Raw genomic sequence first — 15,063 nt, 5'->3', positions numbered from 1 at the left:
GTCCATTTGAGCAGCGCCGGTGATCATGTTCTTCACATAGTCAGCGTGGCCTGGGCAGTCAACGTGGGCGTAGTGGCGACCAGCGGTTTCGTATTCGACGTGCGAGGTATTGATGGTAATACCGCGGGCCTTTTCTTCAGGCGCCTTGTCGATTTCGTCGTACTTCTTGGCTTCGCCGCCGAACTTGGCCGACAGAACGGTTGCGATAGCAGCCGTCAGGGTTGTCTTGCCGTGGTCAACGTGACCGATGGTGCCCACGTTGACGTGGGGCTTGGTGCGTTCGAACTTACCTTTTGCCATGAGATTTCTCCAAAAGAGCAAAACCTGTGTGATGTTTAACGTCTGCATCGAATTGCTGATTCCCCCCGCACAGGAAACAGGGAGGCACTCAATCGCAGACCTGGCAAGCCCGAAGGCCATCCTTGCGGACAGCCGACGGACAAAAACCTATTTTACTTCGTGCGGGCAGCCATGATGGCTTCCGAAACGTTACGGGGAGCTTCAGCGTAGTGCTTGAACTCCATCGTGTAGGTAGCGCGACCTTGCGTTGCCGAGCGCAGCGAGGTGGCGTAACCGAACATTTCCGACAGCGGGACTTCGGCACGGATGGCCTTGCCGCCACCGACCATGTCGTCCATGCCCTGGACCATGCCGCGACGCGAGGACAGATCGCCCATCACAGTACCGGCGTAGTCTTCGGGAGTTTCCACTTCCACGGACATCATGGGTTCCAGAATCACGGGGCTGGCCTTGCGGCAACCTTCCTTGAAACCGAAGATGGCAGCCATCTTGAACGCGAGTTCGTTCGAGTCCACATCGTGGTACGAACCGAAGTGCAGCGTGACCTTGACGTCAACCACGGGGTAGCCAGCCAGCACGCCTTGCGTGACGGCTTCGTTGATACCCTTTTCGACCGCGGGGATGTATTCGCGAGGAACCACACCACCCTTGATCGCGTCGACGAACTCGATGCCCTTGCCGGCTTCGTTGGGTTCGATCTTCAGCACCACGTGACCGTACTGGCCCTTACCGCCCGACTGACGCACGAACTTGCCTTCGGCATCTTCGACGGTCTTGCGGATGGTTTCGCGGTAAGCCACTTGTGGCTTGCCAACGTTGGCTTCCACGCCGAATTCGCGCTTCATGCGGTCGACAATAATTTCCAGATGCAGCTCGCCCATACCGGCGATGATGGTCTGGCCCGATTCTTCATCGGAGCGCACGCGGAACGACGGATCTTCAGCGGCCAGGCGCGACAGGGCAATACCCATCTTTTCCTGGTCGGCCTTGGTCTTGGGTTCCACAGCCTGGGCAATCACGGGCTCGGGGAAGACCATACGTTCCAGGATGATGGGGAAGTTCAGGTCGGACAGGGTTTCGCCGGTCGTCACGTCCTTCAGGCCCACGCAGGCAGCGATGTCGCCGGCGCGAATTTCTTCGACTTCCAGACGTTCGTTGGCATGCATCTGCACGATACGGCCGATACGTTCCTTCTTGCCCTTGACCGCGTTCAGGACGGTGTCGCCCTTGGTCAAAACGCCCGAGTAAACGCGCACGAAAGTCAGCTGGCCCACGAAGGGGTCGGTCATCAGCTTGAAAGCCAACGCAGCGAACTTTTCGCTGTCGTCTGCCTTGCGCGTCAGCTTCTTTTCTTCGTCGTCAGGATCGGTACCTTCGATCGCAGCCACTTCCACGGGAGCGGGCAGGAACTGGATCACGGCGTCCAGCATGCGCTGAACACCCTTGTTCTTGAAGGCCGAGCCGCACAGCATGGGCTGGATTTCAACAGCCAGAGTACGCGTGCGCAGACCGCTCATGATTTCTTCTTCGGAGAGGGTGCCCTCTTCCAAGTACTTGTTCATGAACTCTTCGCTGGCTTCAGCCGCGGCTTCGACCATCTTTTCGCGCCACTCGTTCGCCACGTCGACCAGGTCGGCGGGGATGTCGCGGTATTCGAACTTCATGCCCTGCGACTTTTCGTCCCAGAAGATGGCCTTCATCTTGAGCAGGTCAACCACACCTTCGAAACCGTCTTCGGCACCGATTGGCACGACGACGGGCACGGGGTTGCCCTTCAGGCGGGTCTTGATCTGCTCGACGACCTTGAAGAAGTTGGCGCCGGTACGGTCCATCTTGTTCACGAAGGCCAGACGGGGCACGCGGTACTTGTTGGCTTGGCGCCACACGGTTTCCGACTGGGGCTGCACGCCACCCACAGCACAGTAGACCATGCAGGCAGCATCCAGCACGCGCATCGAGCGCTCGACTTCAATCGTGAAGTCGACGTGGCCGGGGGTGTCAATGATGTTGAAGCGGTGCTCGGGGAACGAGTGGTCCATGCCCGACCAGAAGCAGGTCGTGGCAGCGGAGGTGATCGTGATGCCGCGCTCTTGCTCTTGCTCCATCCAGTCCATGGTGGCAGCGCCATCGTGCACTTCGCCCAGCTTGTGGTTCACGCCGGTATAGAACAGGATACGCTCGGTGGTGGTTGTCTTACCTGCGTCGATGTGAGCAGAAATACCGATGTTGCGGTAGCGCTCAATGGGGGTCTTGCGAGCCATGGTGGATCCTTAATTGATCATCTGGAGAATCACTGCCACTCCAACAAAGTGGGCAACAGTTAATTTGGGGGCGCTCTGAATCGAGACAAGGCCGCAGGCAAAAATTTGCGAGCGGCCCCGTGTCAAGAAAGCGCTAACGCCGTTTAGAAGCGGAAGTGGCTGAATGCCTTGTTGGCTTCGGCCATACGGTGCACTTCATCACGCTTCTTCATCGCGCCGCCACGACCTTCGGTCGCTTCCAGCAGCTCGTTGGCCAGGCGTTGAGCCATGGACTTTTCACCACGCTTGCGAGCGGCTTCCTTGATCCAGCGCATGGACAGAGCCAGACGACGGACAGGGCGCACTTCAACAGGCACTTGGTAGTTTGCACCACCCACGCGGCGGGACTTGACTTCCACCATGGGCTTCACGTTGTTGATAGCAACCACGAAGGCTTCCAGAGGATCCTTATCGGGGTGCTTCTTGTGGATCAGTTCCAGGGCGCCATAAATGATGCGCTCTGCAACTGCCTTCTTGCCGCCTTCCATGATCACGTTCATGAATTTGGACAGCTCTACGTTGCCGAACTTAGGATCCGGCAGAATTTCACGTTTGGGGACTTCGCGACGACGTGGCATTTTTTACCTCTATCTTTGCTTCAGTTGGCATCTTTTCAGACACCGCGGGGGTCAACAGGACTCCCACTTACTCGACCCACGCAAAACATTTGCGCTTGGGGTCACTACGTTTGAACTACCTGCCCGGCAGGACAAACACCGAAAATCTGTCTACAAAAAGGCTTAGGCCTTCTTGGGACGCTTGGCACCGTACTTGGAGCGCGATTGCTTGCGATCCTTGACGCCTTGCAAGTCGAGCGAACCACGGACGATGTGGTAACGCACACCTGGCAAATCCTTGACACGACCGCCGCGAACCAGCACGACGCTGTGTTCCTGCAGGTTGTGGCCTTCACCGCCAATGTACGAAATGACCTCAAAACCGTTGGTCAGGCGCACCTTGGCGACCTTACGCAGAGCGGAGTTAGGCTTCTTAGGCGTCGTGGTGTACACACGTGTGCACACGCCGCGGCGCTGTGGAGAGTTTTCCATCGCAGGGCTCTTGGACTTGATCGTTTCGACCGAGCGCCCCTGACGAACGAGCTGGTTAATGGTTGGCATGTATACGTCCCTAAACGTAAAAAACGAAAACGTGAATCCCTTCGGAATTTCCGAAAAGCATTCGACTGTAGCAGCTTGGCTCAAGCAAAGCAAGCCGCCTCGCCAAGCACCCCTGCCTTCCTAGCATGTATTGGAGGCACTGGTGAGAAGCTGCGAGCAAGCGCGGGGAGCCAGGTTTTGCCGCCGGGCCGCCCCAAGGCAAAACGCGGCCCCCTCGGGGGGCAGCGACCACACGAAGTGAGGGAGCGTGGGGGCCAGTTTTGCCGCCGGGCCGCCCCAAGGCAAAACAGCCCCTCGTGGAGGGGCAGCGCAGCTACACGAAGTGAGCAAGCGTGGGGAGCCAGTTACTTTATCCAGAGGCGGATGGCGTCCCAGAGGCGGCCGAAGAAGCCGGCCTGCTCGACGGCTTCGAGCGCCACGAGTGGTACTTCGGCAACAACCTGGCCGTCCAGCGTCACCTTGAGCGTGCCCATGGCCTGGCCCTTGGTGAACGGGGCGATCAGCGGATCCTGGCGCACGACTTCGGTCTTGAGCTTGCCGGCCGAGCCTGCGGGCACGGTCACGACGATGGCATTGGGCTGGCCGATCTGGATGGTGCTGGCCTGGCCCTTCCAGACTTCGGGCGTGGCCACGGGCTGGCCTACGTCGAACAGCTTGACCGAGTCGAACGCGGTATAGCCCCAGTTCAGCAGCTTCTGGCTTTCGGTGGCGCGCGCATTGGAGCTCGAAGCGCCCAGCACGATGGACAGCAGGCGGCGCTCGCCCACCTGGGGCATGGTGCGCTTGGCGGTCGACACCAGGCAGTAGCCGGCAGCGGCGGTGTGGCCGGTCTTCAGGCCGTCGACCGTGGGGTCGCGAAACAGCAGCGTGTTGCGGTTGGTGCCGTTCGACGCCGGCGTGCCTTCGTAGTGGTACTGCTTGGTCGAGTAGTAGTGCATGTACTCGGGGAACTCCTGCATCAGGCGCTGGGCCAGGATGGACAGGTCGCGCGCCGTGGTCAGGTGACCGGGTTCGGTCAGGCCTTCGGGGTTCTTGTAGCTCGTGCCCTTCATGCCCAGGGCCTTGGCCTGCTCATTCATCAGGCGCACGAAGTTTTCCTGCGAACCGCCCACGCCTTCGGCCAGCGCCATGGTGGCGTCATTGCCCGACTGGACGATCATGCCCTTGATCAGGTCGTCGACGGGCACCTGCATCTTGGGGTCGATGAACATGCGCGAGCCGGGCATCTTCCAGGCGCGTTCGCTGACCGGGAAGCGCTGCTCGAGCGTGATTTTCTTGGCGCGCAGCGCATCGAACACCAGGTAGCCGGTCATCAGCTTGGTCAGCGAGGCCTGCTCGATGGGCGCGTCGATGTCCTTGGCACCCAGGACCTGGTTGGCGGTGACGTCGACCAGCAGGTAGTTGCGCGCGGCGATTTCGGGCGGCTGGGGCAGGCTGATCTGGGCCAGCGCGAAGTTGGGCGCGAATGCGGGCGCCATTGCCACGGTGACGGCAAGAACACGCAAGGTGTTGAATATCGGGGTCATGTAAGGCTCAGGGGAAACAGGAAAAAACGCCCGCCAGTGCAGCGAGCGGCGAAGCGTGGCTGGCGGCTGCGGCCGCCAACCTTGGACGTCACAGACCCGGCAGCAGGTGGCGGACCACCAGGCTCTTGAGCAGCGGCAATTGTCCGTGAAAGAAATGACCGCCTCCGGGGACAACTGTGACAGGGAGTATCTGCGGGCGCGCCCAGTCCATGACCGAGGACAGCTCCACGGTGTCGTCGGCTTCGCCATGCACGATCAGCGTGCGCTGCTGCGCATCGGCGGGCACGGGGGCGACGCTGAAGCGGCTGGTGGCCGTGCCGACCAGTACCGCACGCTCGATCCGGCCTTCGGGCCAGAGCTGGGCCAGCGCATGGCTGGTCACGAAAGCGCCGAACGAGAAGCCGGCCAGCGCGATCGGGCCTTCGGGCGCGACCTGGCGCACGACTTCGAGCAGGTCCTGCAGTTCGCCCTGGCCCGCATCGTGCGTGCCGGCGCTTGCGCCCACGCCGCGAAAATTGAAGCGCACGGCGGTGAAGCCGCTTTGCACGAAGGCGCGCGCCAGGGTCTGCACGACCTTGTTGTCCATGGTGCCGCCAAACAGCGGATGGGGGTGGGCGATGATGGCCACACCGCGCAGGGGCTGGCCCGCGTTCAGTACAGCGGCGTCGCGCAGCGCCTCGATGGCGCCGGCGGCGCCCGTCAGGGTCAAGCGTTCAGTCTGGGCATTCACGTTGCAATTCCATGGAAGCGGCGCGTGCCGAGGCCGGCGCGCGCCTGAAAGACAGGGGCTGGTCGGATGGAGTGGGTTTCAGCGGCCGAGTTCCGGCGGCGTGAGCAAACGCTCGACAATTTGTCCGTTTTTCAGGTGCGACTCGACGATTTCGTCGATATCGCTGTCATCGATGAAGGTGTACCAGGTGCCTTCGGGATAGACCACGGCGACCGGGCCGCCCGCACAGCGGTCCAGGCAGCCGGCCTTGTTGACGCGCACCTTGCCGGGACCGGACAGGCCAGCGGCCTTGACCTGCGACTTGCAGCGGTCAAAACCTGCCTTGGCGCCGTGCAGCGCGCAGCAGTCTTCACCTCCGGGGCGCTCATTGAGGCAAAAGAAGATATGGCGGGCGTAGTAGCCGCCTGCGCTCTGGTCGGAAGTGTTGTCGCTCATGGGTGTCCATTTTAGGTGCGCCATCCCGGCAAGCCGCTGCGCAGGCAGGCCGATGCGGATGGCGCGGGGTGAATCAGTGGGGCTGCGGCAGACGCGGCCGGTCGCGGCGCGCGACCTTGAGCAGCACAAAGCCCAGCGTCGCATAAGGCCAGAGCCAGCTCAGCCATTGCCCCAGGCCGTAGAAACGGATGAAGCGCCCCTGCTCCCAGGTCTGCAGGGTCTGCGCGAAGTAGGCGCTGGTGGGCGCCTGGTTGAGCAGGCTCAACTGCCACATCAGTACCAGCAGCAGCACGGCCGCGCAGGCCCGCCCGGGCAAGGCGACCAGCGCCGCGGCCAGCGCCAGCGCGAACCAGATCGCGAGCTGGGCCGGCAGGCCCAGCCACTCCCAGGCATGGACCGGGCCGTAGCTCAGCGCCCACGACAGCGCCGTGGCGGCAATGCCCAGGCCCACGCCCAGCACGGCCAGCACCGCGCGCCGGCCGATATGCGGCACCACGCAGTAGGCCAGCAGGCAGGGCGCGAGCAGGCCCAGCACTTCGCACAGCAGCTCGCCACCTGGCGACAGCGGCACCAGCGGCGCATCGCGCAGCGGCAGCCATTCCAGGAAAGGGGTGTCTTCGAGCAGCTCGATCAAGGCCGATTCGAGGCGCTCGAAGACCTGGCCCAGGCTGAACGGCACGGCCGCGGGCACCAGCAGCGCCATCGGCCAGAGCACTAGCAGCACGATGGCGCCGCGCGCCTGCGCGCTGAACCAGCGCGCGCGAAACACGCTCCAGCGATCGAGCGCGCCCAGGCGTTCAAGCAGCAGCGCCAGCAGCGCGCCTATCAGCGTTCCGCTGGCGTTGAGCACCAGGTCCATGTTCGACGGCACGCGCCGCGGCAGATAGATCTGCAGGAACTCCATCGCGGCCGACAGCAGCGTGCCGGCCAGCGCCGCCACGGGCACGGCCGCGCGCGGCATGCCCGAGCGCTGCAAGGCCAGCGCCAGCAGAAAGCCCAGCGGCCCGTAGCCGACGACGTTCATGTTGACGTCGAACCAGGTCCAGTAAGGCGGAGGAATGGTGGCCGTGAAAAACACCCAGGGGTTGATGCCCTGGGCGCGCCAGCCCGTGAAAGGAAACAGGCTCGCAAAAAAGATCAGCGCCGAATAAACCAGCGCCAGTGGCCAGGCAGAAGTCTTGTGCACTGCGCCGCGGCTCCCTGTGGCCCTCAAAAGGGCTTGACGACCACCAGCACGACTGCCGCGACCAGCAGCAGCACCGGCACTTCATTGAACCAGCGGTACCAGCGGTGGCTGCGCTGGTTCACGTCATCGATGAACTTGCGCAGCAGCCGGCCGCAGGCATGGTGGTAGCCCAGCGCCAGCAGCACGACGAACAGCTTGGCGTGCATCCAGCCGTTGCCCGGGCCGCGGCCTATGCCATAGCCCTGCCACAGCCAGAGACCGAGCAGCAGCGCCGGCACGGCGAGCAGCGTGGTGAAGCGCATCAGCTTGCGCGCCATCAGGAGCAGCCGCTCGCGCTCGGCGACCGAGCCCGGAGTGACCATCGCCAGATTCACGAAGATACGCGGAAGATAGAACAGTCCCGCGAACCAGCTCGCAACGAACACAATATGAAAAGCTTTGACCCATAGCATGTGCCCAGTGTACGGGCCCGGCCCGGCGCACAGCTGCGCCGCGGCGCAAAACCGTACGCCAGCGCGTGCTCGGCCTTGCGTTTCCAGCCTGGCGCCGCAGGTTTTGCCGCTCCCTGCCCCTGCGGCATGGCGAATGGGGCACAATTTTCCCCATGCATCTTTCCAGCCCTACCCCCTTTCCCCACAACCGCCCACGTCGCCTGCGCCGCGACCCGTTCACCCGCAACCTGGTGCGCGAGAACCTGGTGACGGCCCACGACCTGATCTATCCGGTGTTCGTGCACGAAGGGACGCAGCGGCGCGAGGCCGTGACGTCGATGCCCGGCGTAGACCGCCTGAGCCTGGACCTGCTGCTGCCCGTGGCGGAAGAATGCGTGAAGCTGGGCATTCCGGTGCTGGCACTGTTTCCGGCGATCGATGCCGCGCTCAAGACGCCCGACGGCAAGGAAGCACTGAACCCCGACGGCCTGATTCCGCGCGTGGTGCGCGCGCTCAAAAAGGAATTCCCCGACCTGGGCGTGATGACCGATGTGGCGCTGGACCCTTACACCAGCCACGGCCAGGACGGCGTGCTCGATGCCTCGGGCTACATCATCAATGACGAGACCGTCGAAATCCTCGTGGGCCAGGCGCTGACCCATGCCGAGGCCGGCGTCGACATCGTCGCGCCCAGCGACATGATGGACGGGCGCATAGGCGCGGTGCGCGAAGCGCTCGAAGCCCAGGGCCACATCCACACGCGCATCATGGCCTACAGCGCCAAATATGCGAGCGCCTTCTACGGACCGTTTCGCGATGCCGTGGGCACGCGCGGCGCGCTCGGCAAGGCGGACAAGAATGTCTACCAGATGGACCCGGGCAACAGCGACGAAGCGCTGCGCGAAGTCGCGCTCGACCTGGCCGAAGGCGCAGACATGGTGATGGTCAAGCCCGGCATGCCTTATCTGGACATCGTGCGCCGCGTCAAGGACGAGTTCAAGGTGCCGACCTTCGCCTACCAGGTGTCGGGCGAATACGCGATGATCAAGGCGGCCGCGGCCAACGGCTGGCTGGACCACGACGCAGTGATGCTCGAAAGCCTGCTGGCCTTCAAGCGCGCTGGCGCCGATGGCGTGCTCACGTACTTCGCGATCGACGCCGCGAAAAAGCTGCAGCAACGCTGATCACAGTCCGGGCCATGCGCACCCTTCACATCGCCGCCACCGGCCCGGCCCAGGACCTGGGCGAGGAGCTGCCGCTGGCCCCGCCTTCGTCTACGGGCTTCTACTGGGTCTCGTGCACGCGCTCCGAGTTCGCGGCCCATCTGCCGGCACTGCAGGCGATGCTGCACCGACAGTGCGGCGTGCCGCTGGTCGACCTGCATGTCTCCGACCTGCTCAACGCCCAGCTGCCGTCGAATTACGACGCAACATCGCAATACGACCTGCTGGTGTTCCAGCGGCTGGCGACGGCCGAAAGCGGCGACGCCGCGCCGGCCACGCCGCAGCACGGCCCGCCGGTGCTCACGCGCATCGTCACGCGGCCCGTGGGCATGGTGGTGTTCGACCAGCTGCTGCTGACCGTGCACCCCGACGCCTGCCCGGTGCATGCCTATTTCCTGCTGCGCCTGCTGTCGGAGCAGCCCACGGACGCGCGCGGAGGTCCGGCCAAGCGCACCAACAGCCCGGCCGACCTGATGCTGCGTCTGGTCAACCACATGGTCGATGGCTATCTCGAACTGCGGCGCGACCTCACGCGCCAGCTCGACCATTGGCAGTCGGCGCTGCTCGAACCCAAGGCGCGGATTTCCAACTGGAGCGCCATCCTGGACGCGCGCCTGGCGCTGCACCAGCTCGATGAAATCTGCGAGGACCAGCGCGCCGCGATACAGGAATGGATAGAGGCGCTCGACGCCTGGCCCGCCGAGTCGATGCCCACGCTGCAGCGCGAGCGCGAACTGCTCAAGGTGCGCTCGCGCGACGTGCTCGAGCACATAGAGCGCGTGGTCCACCATGTGCGCCGCCTGGAGCAGAGCGCCGAGACCGCGGTGCAGATGCATTTCTCGCTGCAGAGCAACCGCGCCAACGACATCATGCGCACGCTGACCACGATCACCGCCGTGTTCCTGCCGCTGAATCTGATTGCAGCGGTGTTCGGCATGAACTTCGAGTTCATTCCGCTGGTGCACAAGCAGGACGGCTTCTGGTGGGCCGTCGCGGGCATGGGCGTGGTGTCGCTGGTGCTGATTTCCTTCTTCTGGCGCAAGCGCTATCTGGACCGGCTGGAGCGCGCGCCGTAAGAGGCGCCGCTAACACGACCCAGCAAATCGAAGATTTGCGGTTGCTGCTAGGCGCGGCCGGCCAGGCGCGGTGCCGCAGGCAGTGCAAGTAGCACGACAAGGCGACGCAACGACGCAGCAAGGGTTGTGTTAGCGGCGCTAAGCGTCAGGCCAGGTGCTTGTCGAAGAAGGCCAGCGTGCGATCGCGCGCCAGCAGCGCGCTGCTTTCGTCATAGGCACCGCGCTGGTCGCAGTTGAAGCCATGGTCGGCGTCATACAGATGGACTTCGACTTCGGGATGGGCGCGGCCGAAGGCCTGCACCGATTCGACCGAAATCCAGTGGTCCTGGCGCGCGAAATGCGCGAGCACCGGGACCTGCGGCGCACGCGCCACTTCGGCCGGCGTGGTCATGCCGCCGCCGTAATAGCTCACGGCCGCCGCCAGGCCCGGCAGCGTGCAGGCCGCGCGCCAGGTCACCAGGCCGCCCCAGCAGAAGCCGACGATGCCGACCTTGCCGCCGCTGATCGCCGCCGCATGGGCGATCGCCGCCTGCACTTCGGCCATCGCGCCCGGCGCGGGCAGCGCTTCGGTCGCAGCTTTGAGCGCCATGCCGCGCTCCATGTCGGCGGGCTGGTAGCCCAGGTCGACATCGGGCTGCACGCGCGCGAACATGGACGGTGCCACGGCCGCGTAGCCGCGCGCCGCGAAACGGTCGGTCACGGCCTGGATGTGGGCGTTGACGCCGAAGATTTCCTGCAGCACCACGATGGCGCCGCGCACCGGGCCATCAGGCACAGCAACCCACGCGGGGGCGCTGAAACCGTCGGCCGAGGTCAAATTCACGAAATTTCCCATGCTCTGCTCCGTTCGATGTGGATTGGTCGTGCACCGGCATCGGCGCCAGGTGCTGTAATGGCGCAGCAAATGCGCGATCAACGTGCATTCTCACAGGAGACCGCATGACGCACCAGGCGCTACTTCAGATCGGCCGATTCGACCTCTGCGGAGGCGCGCGCTGATGGACCTCAAACCACTGATCACGCTGGTGGCCATCGTCAATCCGCTGGCCATCATTCCGTTCTTCATCCACTACACCCAGGGCTTCAGCGACGCCCAGCGGCGCGACACCATACGCACGGCGGCGTTCAGCGCGTTCTGCGTGATTTCGGCCTGCGCGCTGCTGGGCTTGCAGGTGCTCGACTTCTTCAACATCTCGCTGCAGAGCTTTCAGGTCGGCGGCGGCCTGCTGCTGCTGATCAGCGCCATGAACATGCTCAACGCGCGCCCGGCCGAAGACCGCCCCAGCGCGGCGACGCTCGAAGCCGGCGTGGAAAAGGCGGCGATGGGCAACAGCATCGCGGTCGTGCCGCTGACGATTCCGCTACTGACCGGACCGGCCGCGATGTCCACCGTGGTGATCTACGCCGACCAGGCGAAGGACATCTGGCAGCACCTGGCGCTGATAGGCTATGGCGTGGTGGTGGCGCTGGCGACGGCAATCTGCTTTTCGCTGGCACAACCGATTGCGCGCGTGCTGGGCCGCACCGGCATCAACGTCATGACACGGCTGATGGGCCTGATCCTGGCCGCTCTGGCGGTCGAAGTCATGGCCGGCGGGCTGATCAAGATGTTTCCAGTGCTGGCGATGCGCTAGCTGGCGGCGCGCGCCGCGCCGCCCGTGCAGCGCTGCCTGACCCGGCCCGACAGCGCATTGCAGCGCGCCTGGGCGATCTTGTGCTGCGATTGCGCCTGAATTTCGCGCGTCTGCCGGCCTTGGGCCAGGCGTTGGCGCCGGGTTTCGAGTTCGGCCTTGGCGACTTCGGCCCCGGCATGGGCCTGGCGCTCGCAGCGCTCCTCGGCAGCGCCATCGAGCTTTTCGCAGCCCAGCATGTCTTGCTGGAATTGCAGGGAAATCCGGCGTTTCGCCGCCATCTGTTCCGATGCGGCGGTGCCCATGGCCGTGCTGGCCAGGACCGCCACGCTCGTCAACACACCGATGATCAACAGCGCAGGTAATTTGCGCAGGGCTTGCATAACGTCACTCCTTGTTCGTCTCACCTTGCGCATGCACCGGCACGCGCTGCGTCAAGGTGGACGCAGGTAATAACTTATTGCAATCGAACAGGAAGAGTCGATAGTATGCAAAAGCTGGAGTGGACTTTAGAAGAAACGCCGCGCCAGCCGCGTAGGGAGAGCACAGGCAAGCGCCGTCAGCAACCGCCTACGCCCACTCGCAATTCGTGCCCGGTCAACGTCCGAGCTGCAGCAGCCAGGCCTGCATGTCGGCAACGACTTTGTCGGTCGCCTGGGTCAATGCGCGCACGCCGCTGGCCGCATCCGCGCCGGCTGCGGGCTGCTGCACGACGAAAGTCGTCTGGCCCACCAGCATGTCGCCCTGTGGCCGCCGGTCGACAAGCGAAGCGCGCAGGCGCACCCAGCCGACGCTTTCCTGGGCCGACAGGAACACATGGCTGAACTCCTCGAGTTCGACCCTCAGCAAGGCGGGCAACTGGCCCTGCACCTTGGGCTGCGACGGGCCGTCGCCTCCCAGCAGCACGACACGGTCACGGCCCAGGCCGCTGCTCAGGCGCTGCTGCACCAGCTGCGCGGGCGGGCGCGTCCAGCGCGCGAGCTGGTAGGGGCGCACCACCTGGGCCTCGGCGTAGGCCAGGCGGTAGAGCACCGAAGTTTCCGCGTCCCTGAGGCCAGGGGCCTCGATTTCGGCCAGCGCGATCGCGGGCCGCTGGGCCTGGGGCGCGGGCGCCGTGGCGACCGGCACCGGGCCGAAGTCATAGCGCACGGCGGCCGCGGGGGGCTTGGGCAGCACCGAACAGCCGACCAGCCACAGGCAGGCCAGCGAACCGGCGACCCGAAAAGCGTTGGTGCGCGCAGCCTCGAAAAAAGAAGCGGACATAACGGATTCCTAAGGCAAGGGGGTGGGGGCAACAAAACCGGGTTCGCCGGGACCGGCGACTGCGCTGCCGTTGCCGTAGATCACCGATTGCGGGTTGTCGCTGAAGGCACTCGCGGCAGTGCCGAGCTGGCGCGCGGCGCGCGACACGCCGTCGGCGGCGTTGGTCACGCGCGGCAAGGTGGTGCGGCTCAGGCTGTCGGCGGCGCGCTCCAATGACTGCGTGCCCGCAGCAATCTGCTGCAACGGACCGTCGGGAGCATTGATGCGCTGCACGGTCTGGCCCAGCTCGTTCGCCACCGCCGTGGTGCTCTTGCCGGCCTGGTCCAGCGATTGCAGCGTCTTGCGCGCATCGGCGGTGAGCGCCGGAATGTCGGCCAGCGCCGGATCGAGCCTCTGGGTCAGCGTGTGTTGCACGCCCGCGGTCAGGTCGCGCACGCCAGCGGCGGCGCCGGCAATGTTTTCCAGCGCGCTGCTGAAGCGCTGCTGGTTTTCATCGCCCAGCATGTCGTTGAGCCGGCGCGTGACTTCATCGACGCGGCCCAGCAGCGCCGGACCCTGGTCGGCAAGCATGCTCAGCGGCGAGGATTTGAGCCACAGGCGCGGCAGGCCGCTGGCGCCGGGCGGCAGCTGCGGCTGGGGTTCGGCGGCGTCGTCAAGCTGCACATGGGCCAGGCCCGTGACGCCCTGGTAGCCGAGCACCGCGAAAGTAGTGGGGGAAATCGGTGTTTCCGTGCCCACGGCGATGCGGATCAGCACATTGCCGGCGGTCTGTGGATCGAAGCCGATATGCACGACCTTGCCCACGGGCACGCCCTTGTAGCGCACGGCCGCCTGCGGCTGCAGGCCGCCTATGCCGTCCTTGGTCGTGAGTTCGTACTGGGTGTACTGGCTGTGGTCGCGGGTCAACCACATCGCGAGGCCGGCCAGCAGCGCTGCCACCAGCACCACGAACAGGCCCGCCGCCATTGCATGCGACTTGTTTTCCATCAGGTTTCTCCTGCGGCCGGCTGGCCGCTGCTCAGGGGCGCCATGGCACGCCGGCCCCGCTCTCCCCGGAAAAAGGTTTCGACAAAGGGATGGTCGAAGGCCGCGACTTCGCGCGGCGGGCCCGTGACCAGCACCTTCTTCTCGGCCAGAACGGCCACGCGCGAGGACAGTGCGAACAAGGTGTCGAGGTCATGGGTCACCATGACCAGCGTCAGCCCCAGCGCCGCGTGCAGCTCGCGCAGCAGCGCGCAGAATTCGTCGGCGCTCGTGGGATCGAGGCCGGCCGTGGGTTCATCGAGCAGCAGCAGCGGCGGATCCATGATCAGCGCGCGCGCCAGCGCCACGCGCTTGATCATGCCGCCCGAAAGATCGGAAGGCATGCGCGCCGCATGCTCGGGCTTGAGCCCGACCATCTGCAGCTTGACCATGGCCGCGTCGCGCACCAGGTCGTCGGGCAGGCTGCCCTGCTCGCGCAGCGCGAAGGCGATGTTGTCGAGCACGTTGAACGCCGAAAACAGCGCGCCATGCTGGAACAGCATGCCCACGCGGCTGGCCGCGCCTTCGCGCCCCATTTCGGCGGCCGGCCGGCCCAGCACTTCGACCGTACCCTTGCTCGGCTTGAGCAGGCCCAGCATCTGGCGCAGCAGCACGGTCTTGCCCGTGCCCGAGCCGCCGACGATGGACAGCATCTCGCCGCGCTCGACCACCAGGTCCAGGTCCTGGTGCACGGCGAACGCCTTGTCGCCCTGGCCGAACACGCTCCACAGCCCGGCGATGCGCACGACAGGCACCGACGTCGCGGCGTCGGGCACGGCCTGCGCGGTCGTGGAAGGGGCAATTTCGGTGGCGTTCGTCAT

At 64.8% G+C, this 15,063-nt stretch carries 17 protein-coding genes; 3 read left to right on the top strand and 14 right to left on the bottom strand.

Features of this window, described 5'->3' with window-relative positions; genetic code table 11:
* From KHY18_RS15125 to KHY18_RS15085, 9 genes are all read right to left on the bottom strand, one after another.
* Positions 1-300: GTP-binding protein (locus tag KHY18_RS15125; RefSeq protein WP_249729145.1), on the bottom strand; the 300-nt coding region annotated here is incomplete at its 3' end.
* A gap of 152 nt (positions 301-452) precedes the next feature.
* Entirely contained in the window at positions 453-2,561 is a 2,109-nt protein-coding gene (fusA, locus tag KHY18_RS15120; protein ID WP_213301414.1) for an elongation factor G, read from the bottom strand.
* Between the two features lie 143 nt (positions 2,562-2,704).
* The gene (gene rpsG, locus KHY18_RS15115; RefSeq protein ID WP_159911513.1) at positions 2,705-3,178 is read right to left on the bottom strand and encodes a 30S ribosomal protein S7; all 474 of its coding nucleotides are present in this window, start codon (positions 3,176-3,178) and stop codon (positions 2,705-2,707) included.
* A gap of 162 nt (positions 3,179-3,340) precedes the next feature.
* Complete coding sequence (gene rpsL / locus KHY18_RS15110) at positions 3,341-3,718, bottom strand: 30S ribosomal protein S12 (RefSeq protein WP_159911512.1); 378 nt, start codon at positions 3,716-3,718, stop codon at positions 3,341-3,343.
* Between the two features lie 344 nt (positions 3,719-4,062).
* On the bottom strand, positions 4,063-5,244 hold the full coding sequence (locus tag KHY18_RS15105) for a D-alanyl-D-alanine carboxypeptidase family protein (RefSeq protein ID WP_213301411.1): 1,182 nt from the start codon (positions 5,242-5,244) through the stop codon (positions 4,063-4,065).
* Between the two features lie 88 nt (positions 5,245-5,332).
* A complete protein-coding gene (locus KHY18_RS15100) occupies positions 5,333-5,974 on the bottom strand; it encodes an alpha/beta hydrolase (RefSeq protein WP_213301408.1) in 642 nt (213 codons plus the stop codon).
* A 78-nt stretch (positions 5,975-6,052) separates the two neighbouring features.
* The gene (locus KHY18_RS15095; RefSeq protein ID WP_213301405.1) at positions 6,053-6,409 is read right to left on the bottom strand and encodes a (2Fe-2S) ferredoxin domain-containing protein; all 357 of its coding nucleotides are present in this window, start codon (positions 6,407-6,409) and stop codon (positions 6,053-6,055) included.
* Between the two features lie 73 nt (positions 6,410-6,482).
* Positions 6,483-7,595, bottom strand: coding sequence for a VanZ family protein (locus tag KHY18_RS15090; protein ID WP_213301403.1), 1,113 nt, complete (start codon positions 7,593-7,595; stop codon positions 6,483-6,485).
* Between the two features lie 23 nt (positions 7,596-7,618).
* Positions 7,619-8,047, bottom strand: coding sequence for a CopD family protein (locus KHY18_RS15085; protein WP_213301401.1), 429 nt, complete (start codon positions 8,045-8,047; stop codon positions 7,619-7,621).
* A 152-nt stretch (positions 8,048-8,199) separates the two neighbouring features.
* Here KHY18_RS15085 and hemB point away from each other — a divergent pair, with 152 nt between their 5' ends.
* Together hemB and KHY18_RS15075 are read left to right on the top strand one after the other, a co-directional pair.
* Positions 8,200-9,210, top strand: coding sequence for a porphobilinogen synthase (gene hemB, locus KHY18_RS15080; protein ID WP_213301400.1), 1,011 nt, complete (start codon positions 8,200-8,202; stop codon positions 9,208-9,210).
* Positions 9,211-9,224: 14 nt separating this feature from the next.
* The gene (locus KHY18_RS15075) at positions 9,225-10,325 is read left to right on the top strand and encodes a magnesium transporter CorA family protein (protein ID WP_213301398.1); all 1,101 of its coding nucleotides are present in this window, start codon (positions 9,225-9,227) and stop codon (positions 10,323-10,325) included.
* Between the two features lie 145 nt (positions 10,326-10,470).
* Here KHY18_RS15075 and KHY18_RS15070 read toward each other — a convergent pair whose 3' ends face one another.
* Positions 10,471-11,160, bottom strand: a complete 690-nt coding sequence (locus KHY18_RS15070; RefSeq protein ID WP_213301396.1) for a dienelactone hydrolase family protein — start codon at positions 11,158-11,160, stop codon at positions 10,471-10,473.
* Positions 11,161-11,323: 163 nt separating this feature from the next.
* Between KHY18_RS15070 and KHY18_RS15065 the strand changes: the two genes are divergently transcribed.
* The gene (locus KHY18_RS15065) at positions 11,324-11,959 is read left to right on the top strand and encodes a MarC family protein (RefSeq protein WP_213301394.1); all 636 of its coding nucleotides are present in this window, start codon (positions 11,324-11,326) and stop codon (positions 11,957-11,959) included.
* Here the strand turns inward: KHY18_RS15065 and KHY18_RS15060 are convergent.
* The 4 genes from KHY18_RS15060 to KHY18_RS15045 all read right to left on the bottom strand — a co-directional run bounded on the left by KHY18_RS15060 (position 11,956) and on the right by KHY18_RS15045 (position 15,063).
* A complete protein-coding gene (locus KHY18_RS15060; protein WP_213301392.1) occupies positions 11,956-12,339 on the bottom strand; it encodes a hypothetical protein in 384 nt (127 codons plus the stop codon). The two genes, KHY18_RS15065 and KHY18_RS15060, sit on opposite strands and share 4 nt — an antisense overlap.
* A gap of 214 nt (positions 12,340-12,553) precedes the next feature.
* Entirely contained in the window at positions 12,554-13,219 is a 666-nt protein-coding gene (locus tag KHY18_RS15055; RefSeq protein ID WP_213301389.1) for an ABC-type transport auxiliary lipoprotein family protein, read from the bottom strand.
* 9 nt (positions 13,220-13,228) lie between these two features.
* A complete protein-coding gene (locus tag KHY18_RS15050; RefSeq protein ID WP_213301386.1) occupies positions 13,229-14,206 on the bottom strand; it encodes an MlaD family protein in 978 nt (325 codons plus the stop codon).
* Entirely contained in the window at positions 14,206-15,063 is an 858-nt protein-coding gene (locus KHY18_RS15045; RefSeq protein ID WP_213301383.1) for an ABC transporter ATP-binding protein, read from the bottom strand. Before KHY18_RS15045 ends, KHY18_RS15050 begins: the two co-directional genes overlap by 1 nt.

This window comes from Acidovorax sp. CCYZU-2555 (genome assembly GCF_018413525.1).
Taxonomy (GTDB): Bacteria; Pseudomonadota; Gammaproteobacteria; order Burkholderiales; family Burkholderiaceae_C; genus Comamonas.
Note: the sequence above shows the minus strand (reverse complement) of the source record. Positions and strands in the feature narration are given on the sequence as shown.

Coding starts and splice junctions, on each gene's coding strand:
- hemB (WP_213301400.1), top strand. CDS start 8,200: ATGCATCTTTCCAGCCCTACCCCCTTTCCCCACAACCGCCCACGTCGC.
- KHY18_RS15055 (WP_213301389.1), bottom strand. CDS start 13,219: ATGTCCGCTTCTTTTTTCGAGGCTGCGCGCACCAACGCTTTTCGGGTC.
- fusA (WP_213301414.1), bottom strand. CDS start 2,561: ATGGCTCGCAAGACCCCCATTGAGCGCTACCGCAACATCGGTATTTCT.
- KHY18_RS15095 (WP_213301405.1), bottom strand. CDS start 6,409: ATGAGCGACAACACTTCCGACCAGAGCGCAGGCGGCTACTACGCCCGC.
- KHY18_RS15050 (WP_213301386.1), bottom strand. CDS start 14,206: ATGGAAAACAAGTCGCATGCAATGGCGGCGGGCCTGTTCGTGGTGCTG.
- rpsG (WP_159911513.1), bottom strand. CDS start 3,178: ATGCCACGTCGTCGCGAAGTCCCCAAACGTGAAATTCTGCCGGATCCT.
- KHY18_RS15065 (WP_213301394.1), top strand. CDS start 11,324: ATGGACCTCAAACCACTGATCACGCTGGTGGCCATCGTCAATCCGCTG.
- KHY18_RS15085 (WP_213301401.1), bottom strand. CDS start 8,047: ATGCTATGGGTCAAAGCTTTTCATATTGTGTTCGTTGCGAGCTGGTTC.
- KHY18_RS15070 (WP_213301396.1), bottom strand. CDS start 11,160: ATGGGAAATTTCGTGAATTTGACCTCGGCCGACGGTTTCAGCGCCCCC.
- KHY18_RS15105 (WP_213301411.1), bottom strand. CDS start 5,244: ATGACCCCGATATTCAACACCTTGCGTGTTCTTGCCGTCACCGTGGCA.
- rpsL (WP_159911512.1), bottom strand. CDS start 3,718: ATGCCAACCATTAACCAGCTCGTTCGTCAGGGGCGCTCGGTCGAAACG.
- KHY18_RS15060 (WP_213301392.1), bottom strand. CDS start 12,339: ATGCAAGCCCTGCGCAAATTACCTGCGCTGTTGATCATCGGTGTGTTG.
- KHY18_RS15045 (WP_213301383.1), bottom strand. CDS start 15,063: ATGACGAACGCCACCGAAATTGCCCCTTCCACGACCGCGCAGGCCGTG.
- KHY18_RS15075 (WP_213301398.1), top strand. CDS start 9,225: ATGCGCACCCTTCACATCGCCGCCACCGGCCCGGCCCAGGACCTGGGC.